Here is a 19,653-nt window from a genome sequence, read left to right on the forward strand (position 1 = left end):
CTTCTCACGAGGACAGATGAATGTCGCTCACGTCAGCAATGAATACTGCGCAATCGATTTTCAATAACACAGGTAAGCAGACCGACGTTACTTCGAAAAACATTGCCAATGTCGGTAATGCGAATTACGTCAAGCGAACCGCCATTCTTGGCACGACCATGGCCGGAGCGAGTATCGTCTCCAATGGCCGTGCCCAGAATGAAAGTCTTTTCAGGCAGACGATTTCCACTTCTTCTCTCGCTTCCGGCCAGAATACGGTTCTGACCGGTCTTGAGGAAATGAAGAGCATTTTCGGCGGCAACGATTATGAGAGTTCGCCGGCCACCTATATGAAGGAACTCCTGAAGAGCCTGGACGCTTACGCCGCCAAGCCGAGCGATGCCGCTCTGGCCGCAACGGCGGTCACCTCGGCTATTGATGTCGCCAGTTCCCTGAACAAGGCCTCGAGCGAATTGCAGTCGATGCGTCTGCGTGCCGACAAGGAAATCGCCCTTCAGGTCGACAAGTTGAACGGGCTGCTTGCAAAGTTCGAGGAAGCCAATAACGAGGTCAAGGCGCAGACGGCGATCGGCGGCGATCCAAGTGACGCACTCGACCAGCGCGAGACGCTTCTCAAGGATATTTCCTCCATTATCGGCATCAATGTCGTCAATCGTCCCAACAACGATGTAGCGCTTTATACGACGGATGGCGCGACGCTGTTCGAAATCGTGCCGCGCAGCGTCACTTTCAAAACGCAGCCGGGCTATGATGCGACGACCACGGGCAACGCAATCTATGTCGATGGCGTAGCGCTGAAGGCTGGCAGCGGCAGCAACACGACGGCGGAGGGGTCGCTTCAGGGCCTGATGCAGGTTCGTGACGATCTGGCTCCGACGATGCAGAGCCAGCTCGATGAAATCGCCCGAGGCCTCATTACCATGTTTGCGGAAAAGCCGGCGGATTCCACCAGCGGCCTGCCGGACATGCCGGGTCTCTTCACTTACGGCTCGCCGGCGGCGACCACCATTCCGGCAGACGGGATTGTCTCTCCTGGGCTCGCAGCGAGCATTACCGTCAACCCGGCGTTAATTATTTCCAAAGGTGGCAATCCGGAATTGTTGCGTGACGGCGGTATCAACGGTACCGATTACGTGATCAATACCGCAACCTCGGGGGGAACCGGCTTCTCCGAGCTGATCCGCAGCTATGTTACTGCTTTTGACGCGCCCATGAATTTTGCCGCGTCGACACGTATCGATACGAATACCAGCATCCTGAAATACGGCACCAACTCGATGGGGTGGCTTGAACAGGAACGTTCCGGTGCGACTTCGGCGAACGAAGCGAAAAGCGCGCTTTATGAGCGCTCCGCCACGTCCTATTCGAACAACACGGCGGTCAGCCTGGACGAGGAGTTGTCGCTGCTCATGGATATCGAGCAATCCTACAAGGCCGCGACCAAACTGGTGACGACCGTTGATGAAATGCTCAAGTCCCTGATGGACATGGTGAGGTAAACGATGAAAACGTCATTCATTTCATCGCTGGCGATGCAGAACAGCATGCGCAGCACCATCCTCAAGGCTCAGCTTGAGATGACCAATCTCAATACCGAGTTGACGACGGGCAAGCATGCCGATCTTGGCGTGACACTGGGCGCCAACACCGCCCGCAGCCTCGATCTCAATCGCGATATCGACCGCATTACCTCGCTGGTCAGCGTCAATTCGATTGCAACACAACGCCTCAAATCCTCGCAGACGGCGCTGGACGGTATGGCGAAGGCCGCGCAGGAGATTCAGAAGGTTCTGGTCCCCAATACCAGCAGTGAAGCACCGACGCTGTCGACGGTTGCCCAGACCATCTCGAATGCGTTCAACAACTTCACCAGCTTCGCCAATACGGCGGTCAATGGCGAATATCTGTTCTCCGGCATCAATACGGATGTGAAGCCCGTCGATGACTATTTCGCAGATGGATCTCCGCTGAAGGAAGCCTATGAGACGGAGCTGAACGCGTTCATGGCGGCGCAGACGCCGCCGGTGGGTGATTTCGCCAGCCTGTCGAAAACACAGGTCGAAACCTTCATGACGCATATCGAAGGCGTGTTCAACGGTACGACCACGGTCACGAACCCGCCACACAGCAGCCTGACGGCCGGCCAGAACTATGATTTCTGGACGACCTTCGGTTCGAAGGCGAGCGACACCAACATGACGAGCCGCATCAGCCAGAACGAGGTTGTCGAAACGTCGAGCAACAGCAACTCGCAGGGCATGCGTTATTTCGCCTTGACCGCGATGACGTCAATGACCTTCCTCGACGCGAAGGTGGACAGCGGCGTCCGCGAAATGGTGGCGATGAAGTCGGTGACCAATATCGGCACCGCCATCAACGGTCTGAACCAGCAGCAAAGCCAGCTCGGTCTTTCCGAAAGCCGTGTCTCGAAAGCCAATGATTCGCTGGAGGCCCAGAAAAAGATCATCGAAACGCATCTCTTGGATATCGAGGGGATCGATACCTATGAGGCGAAGACACGCCTCGACCTGCTGCAGCAGCAGATTGAAATCGCATACAGCCTCACGTCGCGTCTGCAAAAAATGAGTCTGGTCAACTACCTCTGATGATCAGGGGTGGCGGCAGATAAAGGATACATGAATGTACCAGTTTTCCTACGCCGAAATCATGGAGGATGGTGTCGCCAACGCGAAAGATCGCGAGCGGCAGGCGTTGACCAAATCGATCGAACTTCTGGTGGAGGCGAGGGACTCCTCCTCGCAGCGGCCGACGATTGAGGCACTTTTTTACACTCGCCGTGTCTGGATACGCTTCATTGAAGATCTCAAACAGCCGGACAACCAGCTTGCCATCGAGCTCAGAGCCAATCTGATCTCCATCGCGATCTGGATTTTGAAAGAGTGCGAACTGATCCGGAAACGTCAATCGACGAATTTCCAGGGCATAATTGACGTGACAACCATCATCAGGGATGGACTGAAATGAAAAGTACACTTCGGATTTCGCTGAAATCGGGCGAAAAGATCTTCATCAACGGCGCAGTTCTGCGTGTGGATCGCAAGGTAGCGCTCGAATTCCTGAACGATGTCACGTTCCTGCTCGAAAACCACGTTCTGCAGCCCGATCAGGCGACGACGCCGCTCAGACAGCTTTATTTCATCGCGCAGATGATCCTCATCAACCCGGAAGGGCGCGAGCAGTCCACCAACATGTTCCGCAAGTCGGTCAGCATGCTCTTGAACTGCTTCCAGCACGACGAGGTTCTGGCGGAACTGAAGCGGATCGACGGGCTTGTCGCATCCGGCAAGGCTTTCGAAGCGCTGAAAGCCATTCGCGGTCTCTACCCGATCGAGGAGAAAATCCTCAACAATCAGGAAATGACCCCCGCAACGATCGAACAGATTCGCAAGGAGATCGCACCATGGCGGTAGATGCAGTCAATTCGGCAGCGGCAAACCCCTGGGCGAATGCCGGCGCCAGCAGCAGCGACAAGAACGCGGCTTCGCTGAACTATGACAGCTTCCTGAAGCTCCTCATCGCGCAGATGAAGAACCAGGATCCGACCAGCCCGATGGACGCCGGCGAGCAGATGTCGCAGCTGGCAAGCTTCTCGCAGGTCGAGCAGACGATCAAGACCAACACCCATCTGAAGAGCATGCTGCAGGCGGAAGCCCTGACGCGCGCCTCCGATCTGGTTGGCAAGACGGTCAAGAGCGCCGACGACACCGTCACCGGCGTGGTGAAGGAAGTCGAGGTCTATTCGGACGGTGTTGTGGCCATCACCGAAGCTGGTGACAAGGTGCTGCTGCAGGCTGGCGTGACCTTCTCCAATGGCCCGATTACGAGTACATCTGATAGCGGAACCGATTCGGATAGCGCGACTGGTTCCTGACATTGAAGAGGCGGTATGACGCCGCCTTTATGAAACAAGGATGCGACGATGAACGAGGCCGATGCGCTTGATATCATGCAGGCGGCAGTCTGGACCGTTCTCGTCGCGGCTGGTCCGGCGGTTCTCGCCGCCATGATCGTCGGTGTCGTCATCGCCTTCATTCAGGCCCTGACCCAGGTTCAGGAAATGACGCTGACCTTCGTTCCCAAAATCGTAACGATCATGATCGTTCTCGGCGTCGCCGCCCCCTTTGTGGGCGCGCAGATATCGCTCTTTTCCAATCTCGTCTTTTCCCGCATCCAGTCCGGCTTCTGACCTCCGTTCGATCCCGATGCCACCCTCGCGCAAGCTTCAGCGGCTAGGGATAGGCGCGAAGCATCGGTCCGGATTGTGTGCGCTTTTCGAAAACCGGTGCTTCGGAACCGTGCGGCGGCTTTTCCGTCGCCCTTCTCATGAAGAGACAGGACGAAATCATGGCGCAACCACCAGTCATTTCCTTACCGAAGGTCAGTCCGAGCGCGCGTGATATCGGCTTCGCCCTCGGCATTGTGGCGATCCTCTGCGTCCTCTTCCTGCCCATTCCGGTCATGCTGGTCGATATTGGCCTTGCCTTTTCGATCGCGCTCTCGGTCCTTATCCTCATGGTGGCGCTCTGGATCCAGCGGCCCCTGGACTTCTCGTCTTTCCCGACCGTGCTGCTGATAGCGACCATGATTCGCCTGTCGCTGAACATCGCGACAACGCGCGTCATTCTCTCGCACGGCAGCGAGGGGCCGACGGCGGCCGGCGGCGTCATTGCGGGTTTCTCCAGTCTCGTCATGTCCGGCGATTTCGTGATCGGTCTGATCGTTTTCATGATCCTGATCACGGTCAACTTCATCGTCATTACCAAGGGTGCGACGCGTATCGCGGAAGTCGGCGCGCGCTTCACCCTCGACGCCATCCCCGGCAAGCAGATGTCGATCGATGCGGATCTCTCCGCCGGCATCATCGATGAAAAGGAAGCGCAGCGCCGCCGCCGCGAACTGGAAGAAGAAAGCTCCTTCTTCGGCTCGATGGACGGCGCCTCCAAGTTCGTTCGTGGCGACGCCATCGCCGGCCTCATCGTCACCGCGATCAATATCTTCGGCGGTATCATCATCGGTTATTTCCGCCACGGCATGCCCATCGGCGAAGCGGCCGACGTCTTCGTCAAACTTTCGGTCGGCGACGGTATTGTCTCGCAGATTCCGGCCCTGATCGTATCGCTCGCCGCCGGCCTTCTGGTCTCGCGCGGCGGCACCGCCGGCTCGACGGACCAGGCCGTTATCAATCAGCTGAGCGGCTATCCGCGTGCGTTGATGGTTTCAGCCATGCTGATGGGCCTGCTGGCCATCATTCCAGGCCTGCCGTTCCTGCCCTTCATCTTCCTTGGCGGCATCATGGCTTTTGGCAGCTGGTATATTCCACGCCAGGCCGAAGCCGAAAGCGCCCTTCGTCGGCAGGAAGAGGAGAACAAGGTTCTCCAGAACACCGAGGCGGAGAAGGATTCCGTCAAGCAGGTACTGAAGACCGCCGAGATCGAGCTCGCGCTTGGCAAGCAGGTTTCCACCCGCCTTCTTGGCGCGCATCAGGAACTGGCTTTCCGTGTCGGCAAGATGCGCAAGAAATTCGCGAGCCAGTATGGTTTCGTCGTGCCGGAGATCAAGGTCTCCGACGACATCATGATCCAGGAAAAAGCTTACCAGATCCGCGTCCACGGCACGACGATCGCCTCCAGCAACCTGCGTGTGGGGGATGTCCTCGTGGTGACTGGGGCAGGGCGCAAGCCGAGCATTCCCGGCGACGAAATCCGCGAACCCGCTTTCGGCATGCCTGCGGTCTCGATCCTCGAAACCTTCACCGAAGATCTCAAGCGCGAAGGCTTCCATCCGATCGATAACGTCTCCGTGGTGCTGACGCATCTGAGCGAGGTCATCCGCAACAACCTGCCGCAGCTTCTGTCTTACAAGGATGTCAAAATCCTCATCGACAGGCTCGACCCCGAATACAAAAAGCTGGCCGACGAGATCTGCTCGTCACACATGTCCTATTCCGGCCTGCAGGCGGTTCTGAAGCTGCTGCTCGCCGAACGCGTGTCGATCCGCAACCTGCATCTCATTCTCGAAGCGGTTGCAGAACTCGCGCCGCATGTGCGCAAGACGGAACAGATCGTCGAACATGTTCGGGTGCGCATGTCGCAGCAGCTCTGCGGCGATCTGGCCGACAATGGCGTGCTGCGCGTCCTGCGCCTCGGCAACAAATGGGACATGGTCTTCCATCAGGCGCTCAAGCGCGACCAGAAGGGCGAAATTGTCGAATTCGATATCGATCCCCGCCATCTCGAGGAGTTTTCCGAGCAGGCGTCGAAAGTTATCCGTGAATTCATGGATCGCGGCCTGCCCTTTGTCCTTGTAACCTCGCCGGAAACGCGGTCCTATGTGCGCATGATTATCGAGCGACTCTTTGCGACCCTGCCGGTTCTTTCGCATGTGGAACTGGCCAAGGGTCTCGAGATCAAGATTCTGGGCGCCATTTCATGATAACCGACCCGCAGGGGACAATCATTGCATTGTTCCTTGCCATCTGCCGTATCGGCGCATGCTTCATGACCATGCCGGGCTTTTCAAGCTCGCGCATTTCGCCGCAGATTCGAATGCTTCTGTGCGTTGCTGTGTCCATGGCGCTCCTGCCTGTGCTATGGGACACGATCTATCCGAAAGTTTCCGGCGCAAGCCAGGGCACGGTCGTCGGCCTCATCTTCACCGAGGTCGTCATCGGTTCGATGTATGGCCTGATCGCGCGGTTCTACACGCTCGGCTTCCAGTTTACCGGCGCGGTCATCGGCGCTTCCATCGGCCTCAGTGCGCCGGGTGGCGCCGATGTCATTGAAGACGTGCAGGAAAACCAGATATCCAATTTCATCACTTTCGGCGGCCTGCTGGTTCTGTTCATATTCGATTTCCACCATATCGTCCTCAAGGCGCTGGTGGATTCCTATACCGCCACACCGGTCGGCGCGCTGATCAGCGGCCAGAAAATGCTGATTACGCTGACCGACACGCTCAGGGCTTCCTTTTCCATCATGCTGCGCCTTGCCAGCCCCTTCGTGATCTATGGCTTGATGTTTAACGTCGCGGTCGGCCTCATCAACAAGCTCGCGCCGCAGATTCCGGTCTTCTTTATATCGACGCCCTTCGTGCTCGCGGGGGGTATTTTCATGCTTTACCTGTCGGTCGCAGCCCTTATCCGTCAGTTCGTGGATGGTTTCGGCCCCGTCTTTATCGGCTTTTGATCGGGAGAAGATGTTATGGCTTCGGACAAACGCTCGGAAAAACTCAAACGTCTGGTAACGGTTCAGCGGCACATGGAAAAAATGGCCGAGGTGGAACTGGCCGACACCACCCGCGCCCGTACCGAAACGGCGCAATCCATGGAGAGCGTGCTGGAGGCCATGAGTTCCATGGAGCCGGTGCATCAGACATTCTCCCGGCACTATTCGGACCGCTACGGCCGTCTCGTCGTCCAGGACCGCCAGCTTGAGGGCGTTCAGCAATTTCAGGAAAACAAAGTTCTGAAGGAAAAGACCAAGGCAGACCGGCTGGAGGACAGGATGCACCTCGCGCGCGATCTTGAGCAGCGCGAGGCCGAGGATAATGCAATCTATGATTTGTTAGAAATTACGAATGTTTCCCAGACACCAGCCTCCAGCAAGGTTGGCGATCCATAATCTGTCCCATTGTTGCATCGCGGGCGTTCTTGAGGACGTTTCCGGCGATGTTTCTTGATTGAGCGAATGCGTCGGCTTTTGCGCCGAGCATTCGTCAGCTCGGGAGATCTGGACGTGGCGATATCGGTGATAAGCGATCTGGTGATGGATGTGGTTCGCGCTGCGGACCCCCAGGAAGTTCAGGTCGCGCAGGAAAAACTCAAGGCGAACAAGGCGGCTTTTGCCGCAACCAGCCTTGCCGATGCCGGCAAGGGTTTCGGTGCCGCGGTCGATATGCTGGATGGCGCTTCCTCGAAGGCTGGCCTCGGCGACACCAATATTCGCGCGGCCCGCACCGAAATCCCGGAAACCTACCGCAAATATGAAGCCTCGGTACTCCAGACCTTCGTGGCCAACATGCTGCCGAAAGACAGCGAGGAAGTTTACGGCAAGGGCAATGCCGGCGAGATCTGGAAAAGCATGATGGCCGAACAGTTTGCTGACACGATCTCCAGGAATGGCGGCGTCGGCATTGCGGAGCAGGCTTACAAGGATGCGTTGCGGAAAGCCGAAAGCAAAGGCATTACCGACGTATCGATGAATGAAAAAGACCATAATGCTGCAATTCGGATGGTGGCGGAGTTCGAGCGGCAGGTCCTCGGCGTTTCCAATGAGAAAACGGACGAGGCTTGAGAATGAAAAACCCTAACGAGGAGACAAGCATGGACCTTATGTCGAACGACCACCGTATCCAATCCGTTCTCGGCCGCCTTGAGATGATCATCGACAATGAGAACGACAATATCGGTAAAGACCCCAAGTTCGACTTCAAGGTATCCAACGCCCACAAGAGCCGTTGCCTCTATGAGCTGACGATGCTGTTTCGCGATACGCCGCGCGAGGAAATCGCCGCCGGTTACATGGAACAGGTCAGGGGCATCAAGTCCAAGCTCGCCACCAATGCCAGCCGCGTCGAGGCGCATCTGAATGCGGTTCGCGCCGTTGCGGATTTGTTCAAGAACGCGCTCCAGGAAGCCGATACGGACGGCACCTATTCGCAGGAACAGTTCATGTACGGCGCAGCCTCCTGATGTTGAAGCTTCTTGTCACCGGCGTCTGGGTTTGCGCCGTCACGCTCGGCGCGGTGTATTTCTCCGTCCAGTTGGCGACGGCGCCCGCACCGGATGAGGCGGGGGCAAAAAAGGCCAATCTGCAACTGGTCAAGGGCGAAAGCATCACGATCCCCGTCATCAATGACGGCGGGGTGAACGGCTATTTCCTCAGCCGTATTTCGCTGCGCGTCGACAAGACCAAGATGGCGAAGATCGAGCTGCCGGCAACGCAGTTGATGACGGACGAACTGTTCACGCTGCTTGCGGGTTCTTCCATGGTCAATATCGCCAATATTTCCACCTTCGATCCCGAAGCCTTCAAGCAGCGCATCCGCGAGGGGCTGAACAAAAGGCTCGATGACGAGGTGGTCGAGGATGTGCTGATCGAACAGCTGGATTATCTGTCGAAAGCCGATATCCGCGAGCAGGACGGCAATGGCACGCCCCGTTCGGTCAAGCTCGTCGAGGGCGAGAAGGCCGAAGCCGGCAAAGAAGCGACGCCAAGCCACTGACGACCGGGGGGCGAGGGGCGTCGGCCAGATAGGGGATGCGGAGCATCCTTCTGGTTAATTGTCTCTTGCCGCATCCCCAGGCATTCGAGAGATTGCTTTCAGGCTAAATTCAACCAGTACCTGTATAACAAACCCACGAACCACAATCCCGCAGGCCATGCGTCGGATCGGTGGCGACGGCTTTGGCATTTGGGGGTTGGCAATGAGTTTCGCGTCAGGTCTCGCGCGGTCGGGATCGCAACGGAATATCCACGGACTGCGCGTCTGTGATCTCGATTGGAATGGGGCGCTGGAATTGATCAGCGGCAAGGCGTCTGCCTGTGAGGGGCATACGATGCTGTCCTTTCTCACCATCGAAAAGGTGAAGCTTTCGCTTAAGGACAACGCCTACCGGCAGATTCTTGAGAGCTGTCTGCTCTTGCCGCAGGGAAAGGCAATGAGGGCCGCTGCGCGCAACGAGAATGGCGAGCCTTTGTCTGCACCCATCGACGGCGTTGCCTTCACCATGGCGCTTCTGACCTATATGGCCGTGCCGAAGCGTATCGGTGTGGCGGGAGATGATTCGGCGCAGATCGGCGAGGTTCTCGCCAGGTTGCGGGCGCATGCGCCCTGGCACGATTTCGTCATGCTGAACCGCGACGCTTCGGCTGTTAAGGTGGATGTTCTGCTCGCGGGAATGTTGAAGGAAAACCAGGAAACATGGCTGCACCGCACCGTCAGCAGCGAGAATGCGCGGGTCACGATTGCGGTTGGGCAACTGTTCAAGGTCCTGTCTTCGGAAGTGGCCGGCATGCCGGAAATTTTCCGCAAGCTTCACATGAGCTGGCTCTACAGCCTTTGCGCCGAACCCTGGCACATCGCGCTCGGCAAGAGCTGAGGCCGTTCTCGCAGGCGCTGCGTTAACCATTTGTTTGCCACGATCCTTTAACCTCTCGTAAGGTTTTAACAGTCGCCCGTGGCGGGCGGCGCCGAGGGCGGCAGACGGCTTCAGATGGTTGATGACAATCCGGACATGATGGCGATCCGCCTTGACGAGGATGATGTCGCTGCGCCCGTATCGCAATGGCGCGGACATTGCCGTCGGCTCATGACGTCCGGCTGCATCGCCGCCGCCGCCGTTGTCGGTGCTGCCCTTCCGCTTCTGCTCGTCGATTCGGGCTTTCGCGGTTATGTTTCGCAAGCCCGGATCGAGGTTATCCAGACCGCTTACGATGCCCCGGATGCCGTCCGCTTTCTGGCGATGGCGCGTCGTACGCTGCTTTCACCCTCCGGGCTCGACCGTATAACCGCCGATCTTAAGCTGAAGTCGGCCGATATGGTCGGCGTTCGCAATCAGGGCGAGCTTGGCCTGCTTTTCGACCTTCTGACCGGCGCGGATGCGCGTCCGCTGTCTGAGCGGGAGGCGCTGAACGGTGCGGTGGGCGAAGCGATCCGGCTGGAACTGACCCCGGATGAAAACACGCTGATCGTGACCGGCAAGGCCGCGACGCCGGACGCCGCCATGCGACTGACCGATTATCTTTCGATGCGCGTCATCGCGGATGGCAAGGCCGGCACTATGACGCCCGCCATGCGCGAGACGGAAAGGGCGCGGGCAAGGCTCGATGAGGCGGAAGCGGCGCTGAACGGTTTCCAGATGCGCCACGGTGACGCGGTGATGGCCGAGGCGCAGCAACTCGAGCAGCAGCTGCGCGACGTAAACGACAGTCTGGCGCGTAGCACCCGGCAGCAACTGTCCATCCAGGCCGATCTGACAGCGGCTTCGGCCCTGAAGCCGAATGATGTATTTGCGAAGCCTTTGCCGGGCGGTACGGGTTTTTCGGTACTTGAGGATGTCAGGCAGAAGTATTCGACCGCCAGCATGGCGCTTGCTGCGGTTTCGGTCGATTACGGCCCGAAACATCCCCGCCGCATCGCCGCCCAGAATGCGGTGGATGCCGCACAGGCGCTTGCCGCCCCCGCCTTGCGGCAATTGCTGGAAGGCCTGCGGGCGGATGAAAAGCGCATCTCTCAGGAGATCGCGGCCGCCAATGGCGAGCAAAAGAAGTATCTCGACCGTCTTAATGAGCTGGGTGTCGCCCCCGGCGAGTTTTCCAGATTGCAGGGGGAACTGGACACGGCGCGAAATGCCTATCTGGAGGCAAGCGAACGCCGCGACCTCTCCGCATCCGCCACGCCCGCGCTCGAAACCCGTTTGACCAAGAAGGCCGCACCGGGCGAGTTGACCCGCGACCTGCCGCAGGCCGCCATGTTGGCGGGCGGCGGTGCATTGATCGGCCTGCTGGGCAGTCTCTATCTCCTGAGCTATCGTCGTCACGACGAGGAAGAGGAGGGCGCATTGCTCATCGAAGAGGGCGCGGAACATCCATCCTCCGTCGAGCCGTCGATTGAGTCTCTGCAGGTTTCCGAATTCGAACCGATCGAACCGGCTGTGTTCGAGGATCTGCAGAATCTTGCCGCAGGGGACAACATCGAGCCGGAGGAAGACGGCTTTGCCGATTATTACGGCGAGGCCGTCAATGACGACGACGACATGCCGCTGGACGAGCGCGTGCGGCAGGTGCTGATGGGCAACCGCACGGTCAGGAGTGCTGATCCGGCCCCTTACGGACTTCCGCCGCTTCTGGCTGACGCCCTTGCCGGGCACGTCGATCATGCCCAGGCCGAAGCAGAGGAACTGATGGAATTGCGACGCGAACTGGCGTTCCTGAGGGAGTGTCTTACCGATTACGCCGATCGCCGCGAAGACTACCGCAAAACAGCCTGAAAACGCCGCATTTTAGCTTGCATTCCTGTGGCGGGGGCACCATACGGAGCCGACGTAACCCAGCAGGAGCAGGACGCATGGCAGTTGTGATTGACGGGAAGGCGAAGGCGGCTTCGGTAACGGAGGCGGTCCGCAAATCGGCAGAAGCGCTTGAGGTGGAAAAGGGCGTAAAGCCTGGTCTCGCGGTTGTCATTGTCGGAAATGATCCGGCCAGCCATGCTTACGTGAACTCCAAGAGCAAGATGGCCAAGCAATGCGGTTTCAACTCCATCCAGCACACGCTGCCGGAAGAAACCACGCAAGCTGATCTCCTGAAGCTTGTCGGCGAACTGAACGCCGATGCCTCCATTCACGGTATTCTGGTGCAGCTGCCGCTGCCGAAACACTTCAATTCCGACGAGATCATCCAGTCGATCCTACCCGAAAAGGATGTCGATGGTCTGAGCGTGCTCAACGCCGGCAAGCTCGCGACCGGCGATCTCGCCACCGGCCTCATCTCCTGCACGCCCGCCGGCGCCATGCTTCTGGTGCGCGGCATTCACGGTGACGATCTTTCCGGCCTCAACGCCGTCGTCATCGGCCGCTCGAACCTGTTCGGCAAGCCGATGGGCCAACTGCTGCTGAATGCCAACGCCACGGTGACCATGGCGCATTCGCGCACCAAAGACCTCGCCATCGTCTGCAAGACAGCCGATATTCTCGTGGCTGCGGTTGGTCGCGCGGCGATGGTGAAGGGCGACTGGGTAAAGCCCGGCGCAACCGTCATCGATGTCGGCATCAACCGCATTGCCGCACCGGAAAAGGGCGAAGGCAAATCGAAACTGGTGGGCGATGTCGCCTTTGACGAAGCAAGCGCCGTCGCCGCCGCCATCACGCCGGTTCCGGGCGGTGTCGGCCCGATGACGATTGCCATGCTGATGGCCAACACTGTCATCGCTGCCTATCGCGCAGTCGGCAAGACAGCGCCGAAATTCTGAGTGAATTGAGACCGGCCGGTTACGCTTTCGGAGCCGGCCCCGTCGAGGCACGCACCACCAGTTCCGCCTCCCAGAGTTCCTGATGCGGTTCGGTCTGGTTGAGCTTGATCCGGTTGATCAGGCGCTGGCCCACCCGCACCCCCGCCGCCCGGAGCGACGAACGGGTGGTGGTCAGCGGCACGGAGAAATTATCCGGCTTCAAAAGCGGCAGCACGTCGTCATGGGCGATCAGCGAAATATCCTTGCCGGGTTTCAGGCCGCGCTGGTTGAGAGAACGGATCGCGCCGAGCGCAAGCGCGGTGCTGGCACAGAGAATGGCGGTCGGCTTTTCCGGCCGTGACAGCAACGCTTCCATGCCGAGATAACCTTCCTCATCGGTCATGCTGCTGTGTCTCTTGTTGTTCGCATGCAATGTCAGGCCATGTGCCGAAAGCGCCTTTTCCACCCCGAGACAGCGCCGATAGGTGAAATCATAACCCTCCGGGCCGTTCAGCAGCCCGATCCGCGTGTGGCCAAGCTGGAGGAGAAGCTGGGTCGCATCGCGAAACGCGCCCTCATTGTCCACGTCGAGATAGGGATAGTCCTCCTCCACGCCGACGGAGCGGCCATGGACGAGGAAGGGCAGGGAGAGCGACTGCAACATGGCGATGCGCGGGTCGTTCTTCTTCATATAGGCGAGATAGATGCCATCGACGCTGCCGTTTGTGGCGAGCCCCCGCAGAGCTTCGCGCTCCTTTTCCGGCTCGGTGGGCATGATCACGAGATGAAAGCCGCTGCGCGACGCCTCTTCACCGAGGCCGCTCAGGAATTCGCCGAAATGCACGTCGGAACGGTGGTGTTCGCCAATCGGCATGACAAGTCCGATGGAGCCGACCTTGCCCGTCGCCAGCCGTTGCGCTGCCGCATTCGGGCGATATCCCGTCTTTTCGGCAGCTTCCATGACGCGGCGGCGCGTTTCGGCGCTGACCTCCGGATAGCCGTTGAGCGCCCTGCTGATGGTCGTCTGCGAAATGCCCAGCAGTTGCGACAACTGTTTCAGGTTCATGTCTATAATTTCCTCCATGCGCGCGCCTAAGAATACGGCAAAGCCTCTCCTCAATTCCCAAAGCGCTTTAGATTTTTACCAGCCTCCACTGCATTTCTCAATCGAAAAGGATAGCCGCCTTCCGAATTAAATATGACTATTTATAAGGCGCTGCAACGTTTCCGAACAAAGAGCCTCTTGACTCTGTCTTAATGACAATGAGATGAATAGGCAGCCAAAGCGCTTTGATTGGAGAGGACGCTTTGAGCCTTTTATGTGATGGGAGGTAAATCACATGCAGAAGACTCTTTTGGCGACAGCTGCCGTCATGGCTTTGCTGTCCGGTGCGGCCTTTGCCGCCGACCTTAAATTTGCACCCGGCGGCGACGCCAAGTTCAACTGGAAAAGCTACGAGGACTTCAAGGCGGCCCATGCCGACCTGAAAGGTCAGACGCTGACGATTTTCGGTCCGTGGCGTGGTGAAGACGAGGCCCTGTTCCAGTCGGTGCTTGCCTATTTCGCCGATGCGACCGGCGTGAATGTCCGTTATTCCTCGTCGGAAAACTACGAGCAGCAGATCGTCATCGATACGCAGGCGGGTTCGCCGCCCAATATTGCCATCCTGCCGCAGCCCGGTCTTCTGGCCGATCTGGCGGCCAAGGGCTTCCTCGTGCCGCTCGGCGACGAGACCGCCAATTGGGTCAAGGAAAATTACGGCGCCGGCCAGTCCTGGGTCGATCTCGGCAGCTACAAGGGCAAGGACGGCAACAAGGCCTATTTCGCTTTCCCCTTCAAGGCGGATGTGAAGTCGCTCGTCTGGTATGTGCCTGAGAACTTCGAGGAAGCGGGCTATAAAGTGCCCGAGACCATGGAAGACCTGTTCAAGCTGACGGACCAGATCGTTGCCGATGGCGGCACGCCCTGGTGCATCGGCCTCGGCTCCGGCGGCGCTACCGGCTGGCCGGCGACCGACTGGGTGGAAGACCTGATGCTGCGCACGCAGCCGCTCGACGTTTACCAGAAATGGACGACCAACGAGGTCAAGTTCACCGATCCGGCCGTGGTCGAGGCGATCAACGAATTCGGCAAATTCGCCAAGAACGAAAAATACGTCAGCGGCGGCGTCGCGGCCGTGGCCTCCACCGACTTCCGCGATAGCCCCAAGGGCCTCTTCGACATTCCGCCGAAGTGCTACCTGCACCATCAGGCGTCGTTCATTCCGTCCTTCTTCCCTGAGGGCACCAAGGTCGGCACGGATGCGGATTTCTTCTACATGCCGACTTACGCGTCCAAGCCTGAACTCGGCAAGCCGGTTCTCGGCGCCGGTACGCTCGTTACCATCACCAAGGAAGCGCCTGCGGCCAAGGCATTTGTCGAATTCCTGCAAACGCCGATCGCCCACGAGGTCTGGATGGCGCAGTCGAGCTTCCTAACGCCCTATAAGGGTGTGAATGTCGATGCCTATGCCAATGAGCAGATGAAGCGGCAGGGCGAAATCCTCACGACTGCGACCAGCTTCGGCTTCGATGGTTCCGACCTGATGCCCGGCAAAATCGGCGCCGGCGCGTTCTGGACCGGCATGATCGATTTCGTCGGCGGCAAGTCCGCCGATCAGGTCGCCGCCGAAATCCAGAAGGCCTGGGACGGCCTGAAGTAAAATCGGATCAGGCCCGGCGGTTTGCTGCCGGGCCTTAACCAACGGAACGGCCCCGACGACCGAATAAATCAGCGCGGCGCGGAGAGGATCAAGGGAGGGAACATGGCTCAACAACTCGTGTCAGCCATCGGCGTCATGGTGGCGGGCGTTTTTGCTTGCGCTGCCTATTATTGGCTATCCGACAAGGCGCTGCAGGCGATCTTTCCCGTCCGCTCGGGAGACGTCATTCACGCATCCCGCAATCTCAATCGCCGCGCCGCCGTCCGGCCCTGGCTGTTCATCGGCCCGGCGCTGATCCTGCTGCTGGTCTATCTGGTGTACCCTGTCATCGCCACGCTGATCCTGTCCTTTTATGATCGGACCGGCAGCGAATTCGTTGGGCTTGCCAATTATCGCTGGGCGATTTTCGATGCCGGTTTCCGCCAGTCGATCTTCAACAATATCCTCTGGCTCGCTGTCGTACCGGCCGCCTGCACCTTCTTCGGCCTCGTCATCGCTGTCATGACCGACCGCATCTGGTGGGGCAACATCGCCAAATCCATCGTTTTCATGCCCATGGCGATCTCCTTCGTCGGCGCGTCCGTCATCTGGAAATTCATCTACGAATACCGCGCCGAGGGTCAGGTGCAGATCGGCCTGCTCAACGCCATCGTCGAATTTTTCGGCGGCAGCCCGGAAGTGTGGATTTCCATGCCCTTCTGGAACAATTTCTTCCTGATGGTGATCCTCATCTGGATTCAGACCGGTTTCGCCATGGTCATCCTGTCCGCAGCCCTGCGCGGCATTCCCGAAGAAACCATCGAGGCCGCCGTCATCGACGGCGCCAATGGCTGGCAGATTTTCTGGAAGATCATGGTTCCGCAGATCTGGGGTACCATCGCCGTCGTCTGGACGACGATTACCATTCTCGTGCTCAAGGTCTTCGATATCGTGCTCACCATGACCAACGGCCAGTGGAACACGATGGTTCTCGCCAATCTCATGTTCGACTGGATGTTCCGAGGCGGCGGAGACAGCGGCCGAAGTGCCGTCATCGCGCTCATCATCATGGCGGCCGTCACCCCGATCATGGTCTGGAACATCCGCCAGGCGAACCGCGAGATGGAGGGCCGCTGAGATGAACATCGTCAAACGTCTTCGCCGCGTCGGCCTGCCGCGCCTCATCGTCCACGCCAGCGTCCTCGTCGTCGTGCTTCTCTGGCTCCTGCCCACGCTCGGCATTCTCGTCAGCTCGCTGCGCGACAAGGACCAGATTACCGTATCCGGCTGGTGGACGGCCTTCTCAAGTTCCGAACAGACTTCTGCGGTTCGCCTCGCCGATGCTTCCGTGCAGAAGCAGGACGGCAGCCGCTACGTGATCTCCGGCAACGTCTTTGAAAACGGTCAGGGCGGCAAGGTCGCCGCCTTCGGCGTCCGTGTGCAGGAACCCACAGCCTTCAAAGCCGGGGAGGCTGCCGATATCGGTGATGGCGAGATACTTCTCGTCAATTCGGACGGCAGCTACGAATACAGCAAGGCCTCAAGCTTCGAGGGCTCTCGAGGCAAGCGCGTCTATATTTCCGTCGCCACGCCGCCGGTCTTCACGCTCGACAATTACCGGACCGTTCTGACCTCGGAAGGCATCGGGCAATCCTTCGTCAATTCGCTGACCGTGGCGGTGCCGGCAACCGTCATCCCGATCCTGATTGCCGCCTTTGCCGCCTATGCCCTGTCATGGATGAACTTTTCCGGCCGCAATCTCTTGATTGCCATGGTGGTGGGCCTCATCGTCGTGCCGCTGCAGATGTCGCTGATCCCGCTTTTGCGGCTCTATAACGAAATCGGCACCATCTTCGGTGTGCCGTCCAAGACCTATGCCGGCATCTGGCTGGCGCATACCGCCTTTGGCCTGCCGCTCGCCATCTACCTGTTGCGCAACTACATTTCCGGCCTGCCGAAAGAGATCATCGAAAGCGCCCGTGTCGACGGCGCGAGCGACTTTGAAATCTTCGTCAAGATCATCCTGCCGCTGTCCTTCCCGGCGCTCGCCTCCTTCGCCATCTTCCAGTTCCTCTGGACCTGGAACGACCTGCTCGTCGCCATGGTCTTCCTCGGCACGCAGAAGAACGAACTCGTGCTGACGGGTGCGCTCAACGCGCTGCTCGGCTCGCGTGGCGGCAACTGGGAAATCCTTACCGCCTCGGCCTTTGTTACCATCATCGTGCCGCTTGGCGTTTTCTTTGCTCTTCAACGTTATCTCGTGCGTGGCCTGCTGGCAGGCTCCGTCAAGGGAGGCTGATCAATCCATGAACGCCCATACCTCACAGGACACTTCCATGACCGCTTCGGTGACTTCCGCTTTGACGCCCAACAAGGACTGGTGGCGCGGCGCCGTTATCTATCAGATCTACCCGCGCTCCTATCAGGACTCCAATGGCGACGGCATCGGCGATCTCAAGGGCATCACCGACCGGCTGGCGCATATCGCCAATCTGGGTGCCGATGCGATCTGGATTTCGCCCTTCTTCACCTCGCCGATGAAGGATTTCGGATACGACGTCTCCAATTATGTCGATGTCGACCCGATGTTCGGCACGCTTGCCGATTTCGACGGGTTGATTGCCGAAGCCCACCGCCTCGGTATCCGCGTCATGATCGATCTCGTTCTGTCGCACACGTCCGACCAGCATCCGTGGTTCGTGGAAAGCCGCGCCAGCCGCAACAATCCGAAAGCGGACTGGTACGTCTGGTCTGACGCCAAACCGGATGGCACGCCGCCCAATAACTGGCTGTCGATCTTCGGCGGTTCGGGCTGGCAGTGGGACCCGACCCGCATGCAATATTACATGCACAACTTCCTGACCTCGCAGCCGGACCTCAACCTGCATAATCCGGAGGTGCAGGAAGAGCTGTTGAACATCACCCGTTTTTGGCTGAAGCGCGGCGTCGACGGTTTTCGCCTCGATACCATCAATTTCTATTTCCACGACCTTGAGCTGCGCGACAACCCGGCGCTGGCGCCGGAACGCCGCAACGCCTCCACGGCACCTGCCGTTAATCCCTATAACTTCCAGGAACACCTCTACGATAAGAACCGCCCGGAAAATATCGCCTTCCTGAAGCGCTTCCGCGCCGTGCTGGACGAATTCCCTGACATCGCCGCAGTCGGCGAAGTCGGCGACAGCCAGCGCGGTCTCGAAATCGTCGGTGAATATACGTCGGGCGATGACAAGATGCAGATGTGCTATGCCTTCGAATTCCTGGCCCCCGATGCGCTCACCCCGCAGCGCGTCGCCGATGTGCAGGCGGATTTTGCGAGAGCCGCGCCGGAAGGCTGGGCTTGCTGGGCCTTCTCCAACCACGATGTCGTGCGCCATGTCAGCCGTTGGGGCGAGCATGTCGAAGATAAGGACGCCTTTGCCAAGGTGCTTTCGGCGCTGCTGATGACGCAGCGCGGTTCCGTCTGCATCTATGAGGGCGAAGAACTCGGCCTCACCGAAGCCGATATCGCTTTCGAGGATTTGCAGGATCCCTATGGCATCCAGTTCTGGCCGGAATTCAAGGGCCGCGACGGTTGCCGCACGCCGATGGTGTGGGATGCGGGCCATGCGCAGGCCGGCTTCTCGACCGCCGACAGGACGTGGCTGCCCATTCCAGCCGAGCATAAGCAGCGCGCCGTCAGTGCCCAGCAGGGCAATGAAGCATCAGTGCTTGAGCACTATCGCCGTTTTCTGGCTTTCCGCAAAAAACACCCCGCTTTTGCCAAGGGCGGTATCGAATTCCAGCCGGTTGAGGGCGAAGTGCTGAGCTACACCCGCACGTTCGGCAACGAAACCGTGCTATGCCTCTTCAATCTCGCCGCAACGCCGGCAAAGGCCACGTTGCCGGAAGGGAACTGGGAGGTTCTTGAAGGCCACGGTTTTGCAAGCGGTCTTGAAGGCAGAAGCGTAGAACTTCCGGCATGGGGCGCATTCTTCGCCCGTTACGCCTGACAGATGAGGGAGGA

General features: G+C 58.9%; 20 protein-coding genes. 19 read left to right on the top strand and 1 reads right to left on the bottom strand.

Annotation, left to right across the window (positions count from 1 at the left end):
• Window positions 1-20 precede the first annotated feature (20 nt).
• The 15 genes from flgK to ACQZ48_RS04730 all read left to right on the top strand — a co-directional run bounded on the left by flgK (window position 21) and on the right by ACQZ48_RS04730 (window position 12,987).
• Window positions 21-1,499, top strand: coding sequence for a flagellar hook-associated protein FlgK (gene flgK, locus ACQZ48_RS04660; RefSeq protein ID WP_077983395.1), 1,479 nt, complete (start codon window positions 21-23; stop codon window positions 1,497-1,499).
• 3 nt (window positions 1,500-1,502) lie between these two features.
• Entirely contained in the window at window positions 1,503-2,606 is a 1,104-nt protein-coding gene (locus tag ACQZ48_RS04665) for a flagellar hook-associated family protein (protein WP_137409768.1), read from the top strand.
• 34 nt (window positions 2,607-2,640) lie between these two features.
• Window positions 2,641-2,985 (top strand): flagellar biosynthesis regulator FlaF, encoded by a 345-nt coding sequence (flaF, locus tag ACQZ48_RS04670; protein WP_063949721.1) that lies wholly within the window; start codon window positions 2,641-2,643, stop codon window positions 2,983-2,985.
• Window positions 2,982-3,431: a flagellar biosynthesis repressor FlbT gene (gene flbT, locus ACQZ48_RS04675; protein WP_004432543.1), complete on the top strand. Its 450-nt coding sequence runs from the start codon at window positions 2,982-2,984 to the stop codon at window positions 3,429-3,431. The genes flaF and flbT overlap by 4 nt, the downstream gene beginning before the upstream one ends.
• Window positions 3,422-3,892 (top strand): flagellar hook assembly protein FlgD, encoded by a 471-nt coding sequence (gene flgD, locus ACQZ48_RS04680; RefSeq protein ID WP_077983393.1) that lies wholly within the window; start codon window positions 3,422-3,424, stop codon window positions 3,890-3,892. Before flbT ends, flgD begins: the two co-directional genes overlap by 10 nt.
• Window positions 3,893-3,940: 48 nt before the next feature.
• Complete coding sequence (gene fliQ, locus ACQZ48_RS04685; protein WP_077983392.1) at window positions 3,941-4,207, top strand: flagellar biosynthesis protein FliQ; 267 nt, start codon at window positions 3,941-3,943, stop codon at window positions 4,205-4,207.
• A gap of 158 nt (window positions 4,208-4,365) precedes the next feature.
• Complete coding sequence (gene flhA / locus ACQZ48_RS04690; protein WP_077983433.1) at window positions 4,366-6,453, top strand: flagellar biosynthesis protein FlhA; 2,088 nt, start codon at window positions 4,366-4,368, stop codon at window positions 6,451-6,453.
• Window positions 6,450-7,205 (top strand): flagellar biosynthetic protein FliR, encoded by a 756-nt coding sequence (gene fliR, locus ACQZ48_RS04695; RefSeq protein ID WP_077983391.1) that lies wholly within the window; start codon window positions 6,450-6,452, stop codon window positions 7,203-7,205. Before flhA ends, fliR begins: the two co-directional genes overlap by 4 nt.
• A gap of 15 nt (window positions 7,206-7,220) precedes the next feature.
• Entirely contained in the window at window positions 7,221-7,640 is a 420-nt protein-coding gene (locus ACQZ48_RS04700) for a hypothetical protein (RefSeq protein WP_137409770.1), read from the top strand.
• 114 nt (window positions 7,641-7,754) lie between these two features.
• Window positions 7,755-8,312, top strand: coding sequence for a rod-binding protein (locus ACQZ48_RS04705; protein WP_003503348.1), 558 nt, complete (start codon window positions 7,755-7,757; stop codon window positions 8,310-8,312).
• Between the two features lie 29 nt (window positions 8,313-8,341).
• Window positions 8,342-8,710: a hypothetical protein gene (locus tag ACQZ48_RS04710; protein WP_448728626.1), complete on the top strand. Its 369-nt coding sequence runs from the start codon at window positions 8,342-8,344 to the stop codon at window positions 8,708-8,710.
• Window positions 8,710-9,243 carry a flagellar basal body-associated FliL family protein gene (locus tag ACQZ48_RS04715; RefSeq protein ID WP_077983389.1) on the top strand — a complete coding sequence of 178 codons (534 nt, stop codon included), beginning with the start codon at window positions 8,710-8,712 and terminating at the stop codon, window positions 9,241-9,243. Before ACQZ48_RS04710 ends, ACQZ48_RS04715 begins: the two co-directional genes overlap by 1 nt.
• 202 nt (window positions 9,244-9,445) lie before the next feature.
• Window positions 9,446-10,120 (top strand): WecB/TagA/CpsF family glycosyltransferase, encoded by a 675-nt coding sequence (locus tag ACQZ48_RS04720; RefSeq protein WP_191217071.1) that lies wholly within the window; start codon window positions 9,446-9,448, stop codon window positions 10,118-10,120.
• 114 nt (window positions 10,121-10,234) lie between these two features.
• The gene (locus ACQZ48_RS04725) at window positions 10,235-12,010 is read left to right on the top strand and encodes a GumC domain-containing protein (RefSeq protein ID WP_191217070.1); all 1,776 of its coding nucleotides are present in this window, start codon (window positions 10,235-10,237) and stop codon (window positions 12,008-12,010) included.
• Window positions 12,011-12,087: 77 nt separating this feature from the next.
• The gene (locus ACQZ48_RS04730; protein ID WP_137409774.1) at window positions 12,088-12,987 is read left to right on the top strand and encodes a bifunctional methylenetetrahydrofolate dehydrogenase/methenyltetrahydrofolate cyclohydrolase; all 900 of its coding nucleotides are present in this window, start codon (window positions 12,088-12,090) and stop codon (window positions 12,985-12,987) included.
• A 19-nt stretch (window positions 12,988-13,006) separates the two neighbouring features.
• Here the strand turns inward: ACQZ48_RS04730 and ACQZ48_RS04735 are convergent, their stop codons facing one another.
• Window positions 13,007-14,032 carry a LacI family DNA-binding transcriptional regulator gene (locus ACQZ48_RS04735; protein ID WP_448728627.1) on the bottom strand — a complete coding sequence of 342 codons (1,026 nt, stop codon included), beginning with the start codon at window positions 14,030-14,032 and terminating at the stop codon, window positions 13,007-13,009.
• Between the two features lie 274 nt (window positions 14,033-14,306).
• Between ACQZ48_RS04735 and ACQZ48_RS04740 the strand changes: the two genes are divergently transcribed.
• From ACQZ48_RS04740 to bglA, 4 genes are all read left to right on the top strand, one after another.
• On the top strand, window positions 14,307-15,668 hold the full coding sequence (locus ACQZ48_RS04740) for an ABC transporter substrate-binding protein (RefSeq protein ID WP_191217068.1): 1,362 nt from the start codon (window positions 14,307-14,309) through the stop codon (window positions 15,666-15,668).
• A 102-nt stretch (window positions 15,669-15,770) separates the two neighbouring features.
• On the top strand, window positions 15,771-16,784 hold the full coding sequence (locus ACQZ48_RS04745; protein WP_080791351.1) for a carbohydrate ABC transporter permease: 1,014 nt from the start codon (window positions 15,771-15,773) through the stop codon (window positions 16,782-16,784).
• A 1-nt stretch (window position 16,785) separates the two neighbouring features.
• Window positions 16,786-17,946, top strand: a complete 1,161-nt coding sequence (locus ACQZ48_RS04750; protein WP_137409776.1) for a carbohydrate ABC transporter permease — start codon at window positions 16,786-16,788, stop codon at window positions 17,944-17,946.
• Between the two features lie 37 nt (window positions 17,947-17,983).
• The gene (bglA, locus tag ACQZ48_RS04755; protein ID WP_137410954.1) at window positions 17,984-19,639 is read left to right on the top strand and encodes a beta-galactosidase BglA; all 1,656 of its coding nucleotides are present in this window, start codon (window positions 17,984-17,986) and stop codon (window positions 19,637-19,639) included.
• Window positions 19,640-19,653: the final 14 nt, after the last annotated feature.

It is taken from the genome of Agrobacterium sp. 22-209-1 (assembly GCF_053522485.1).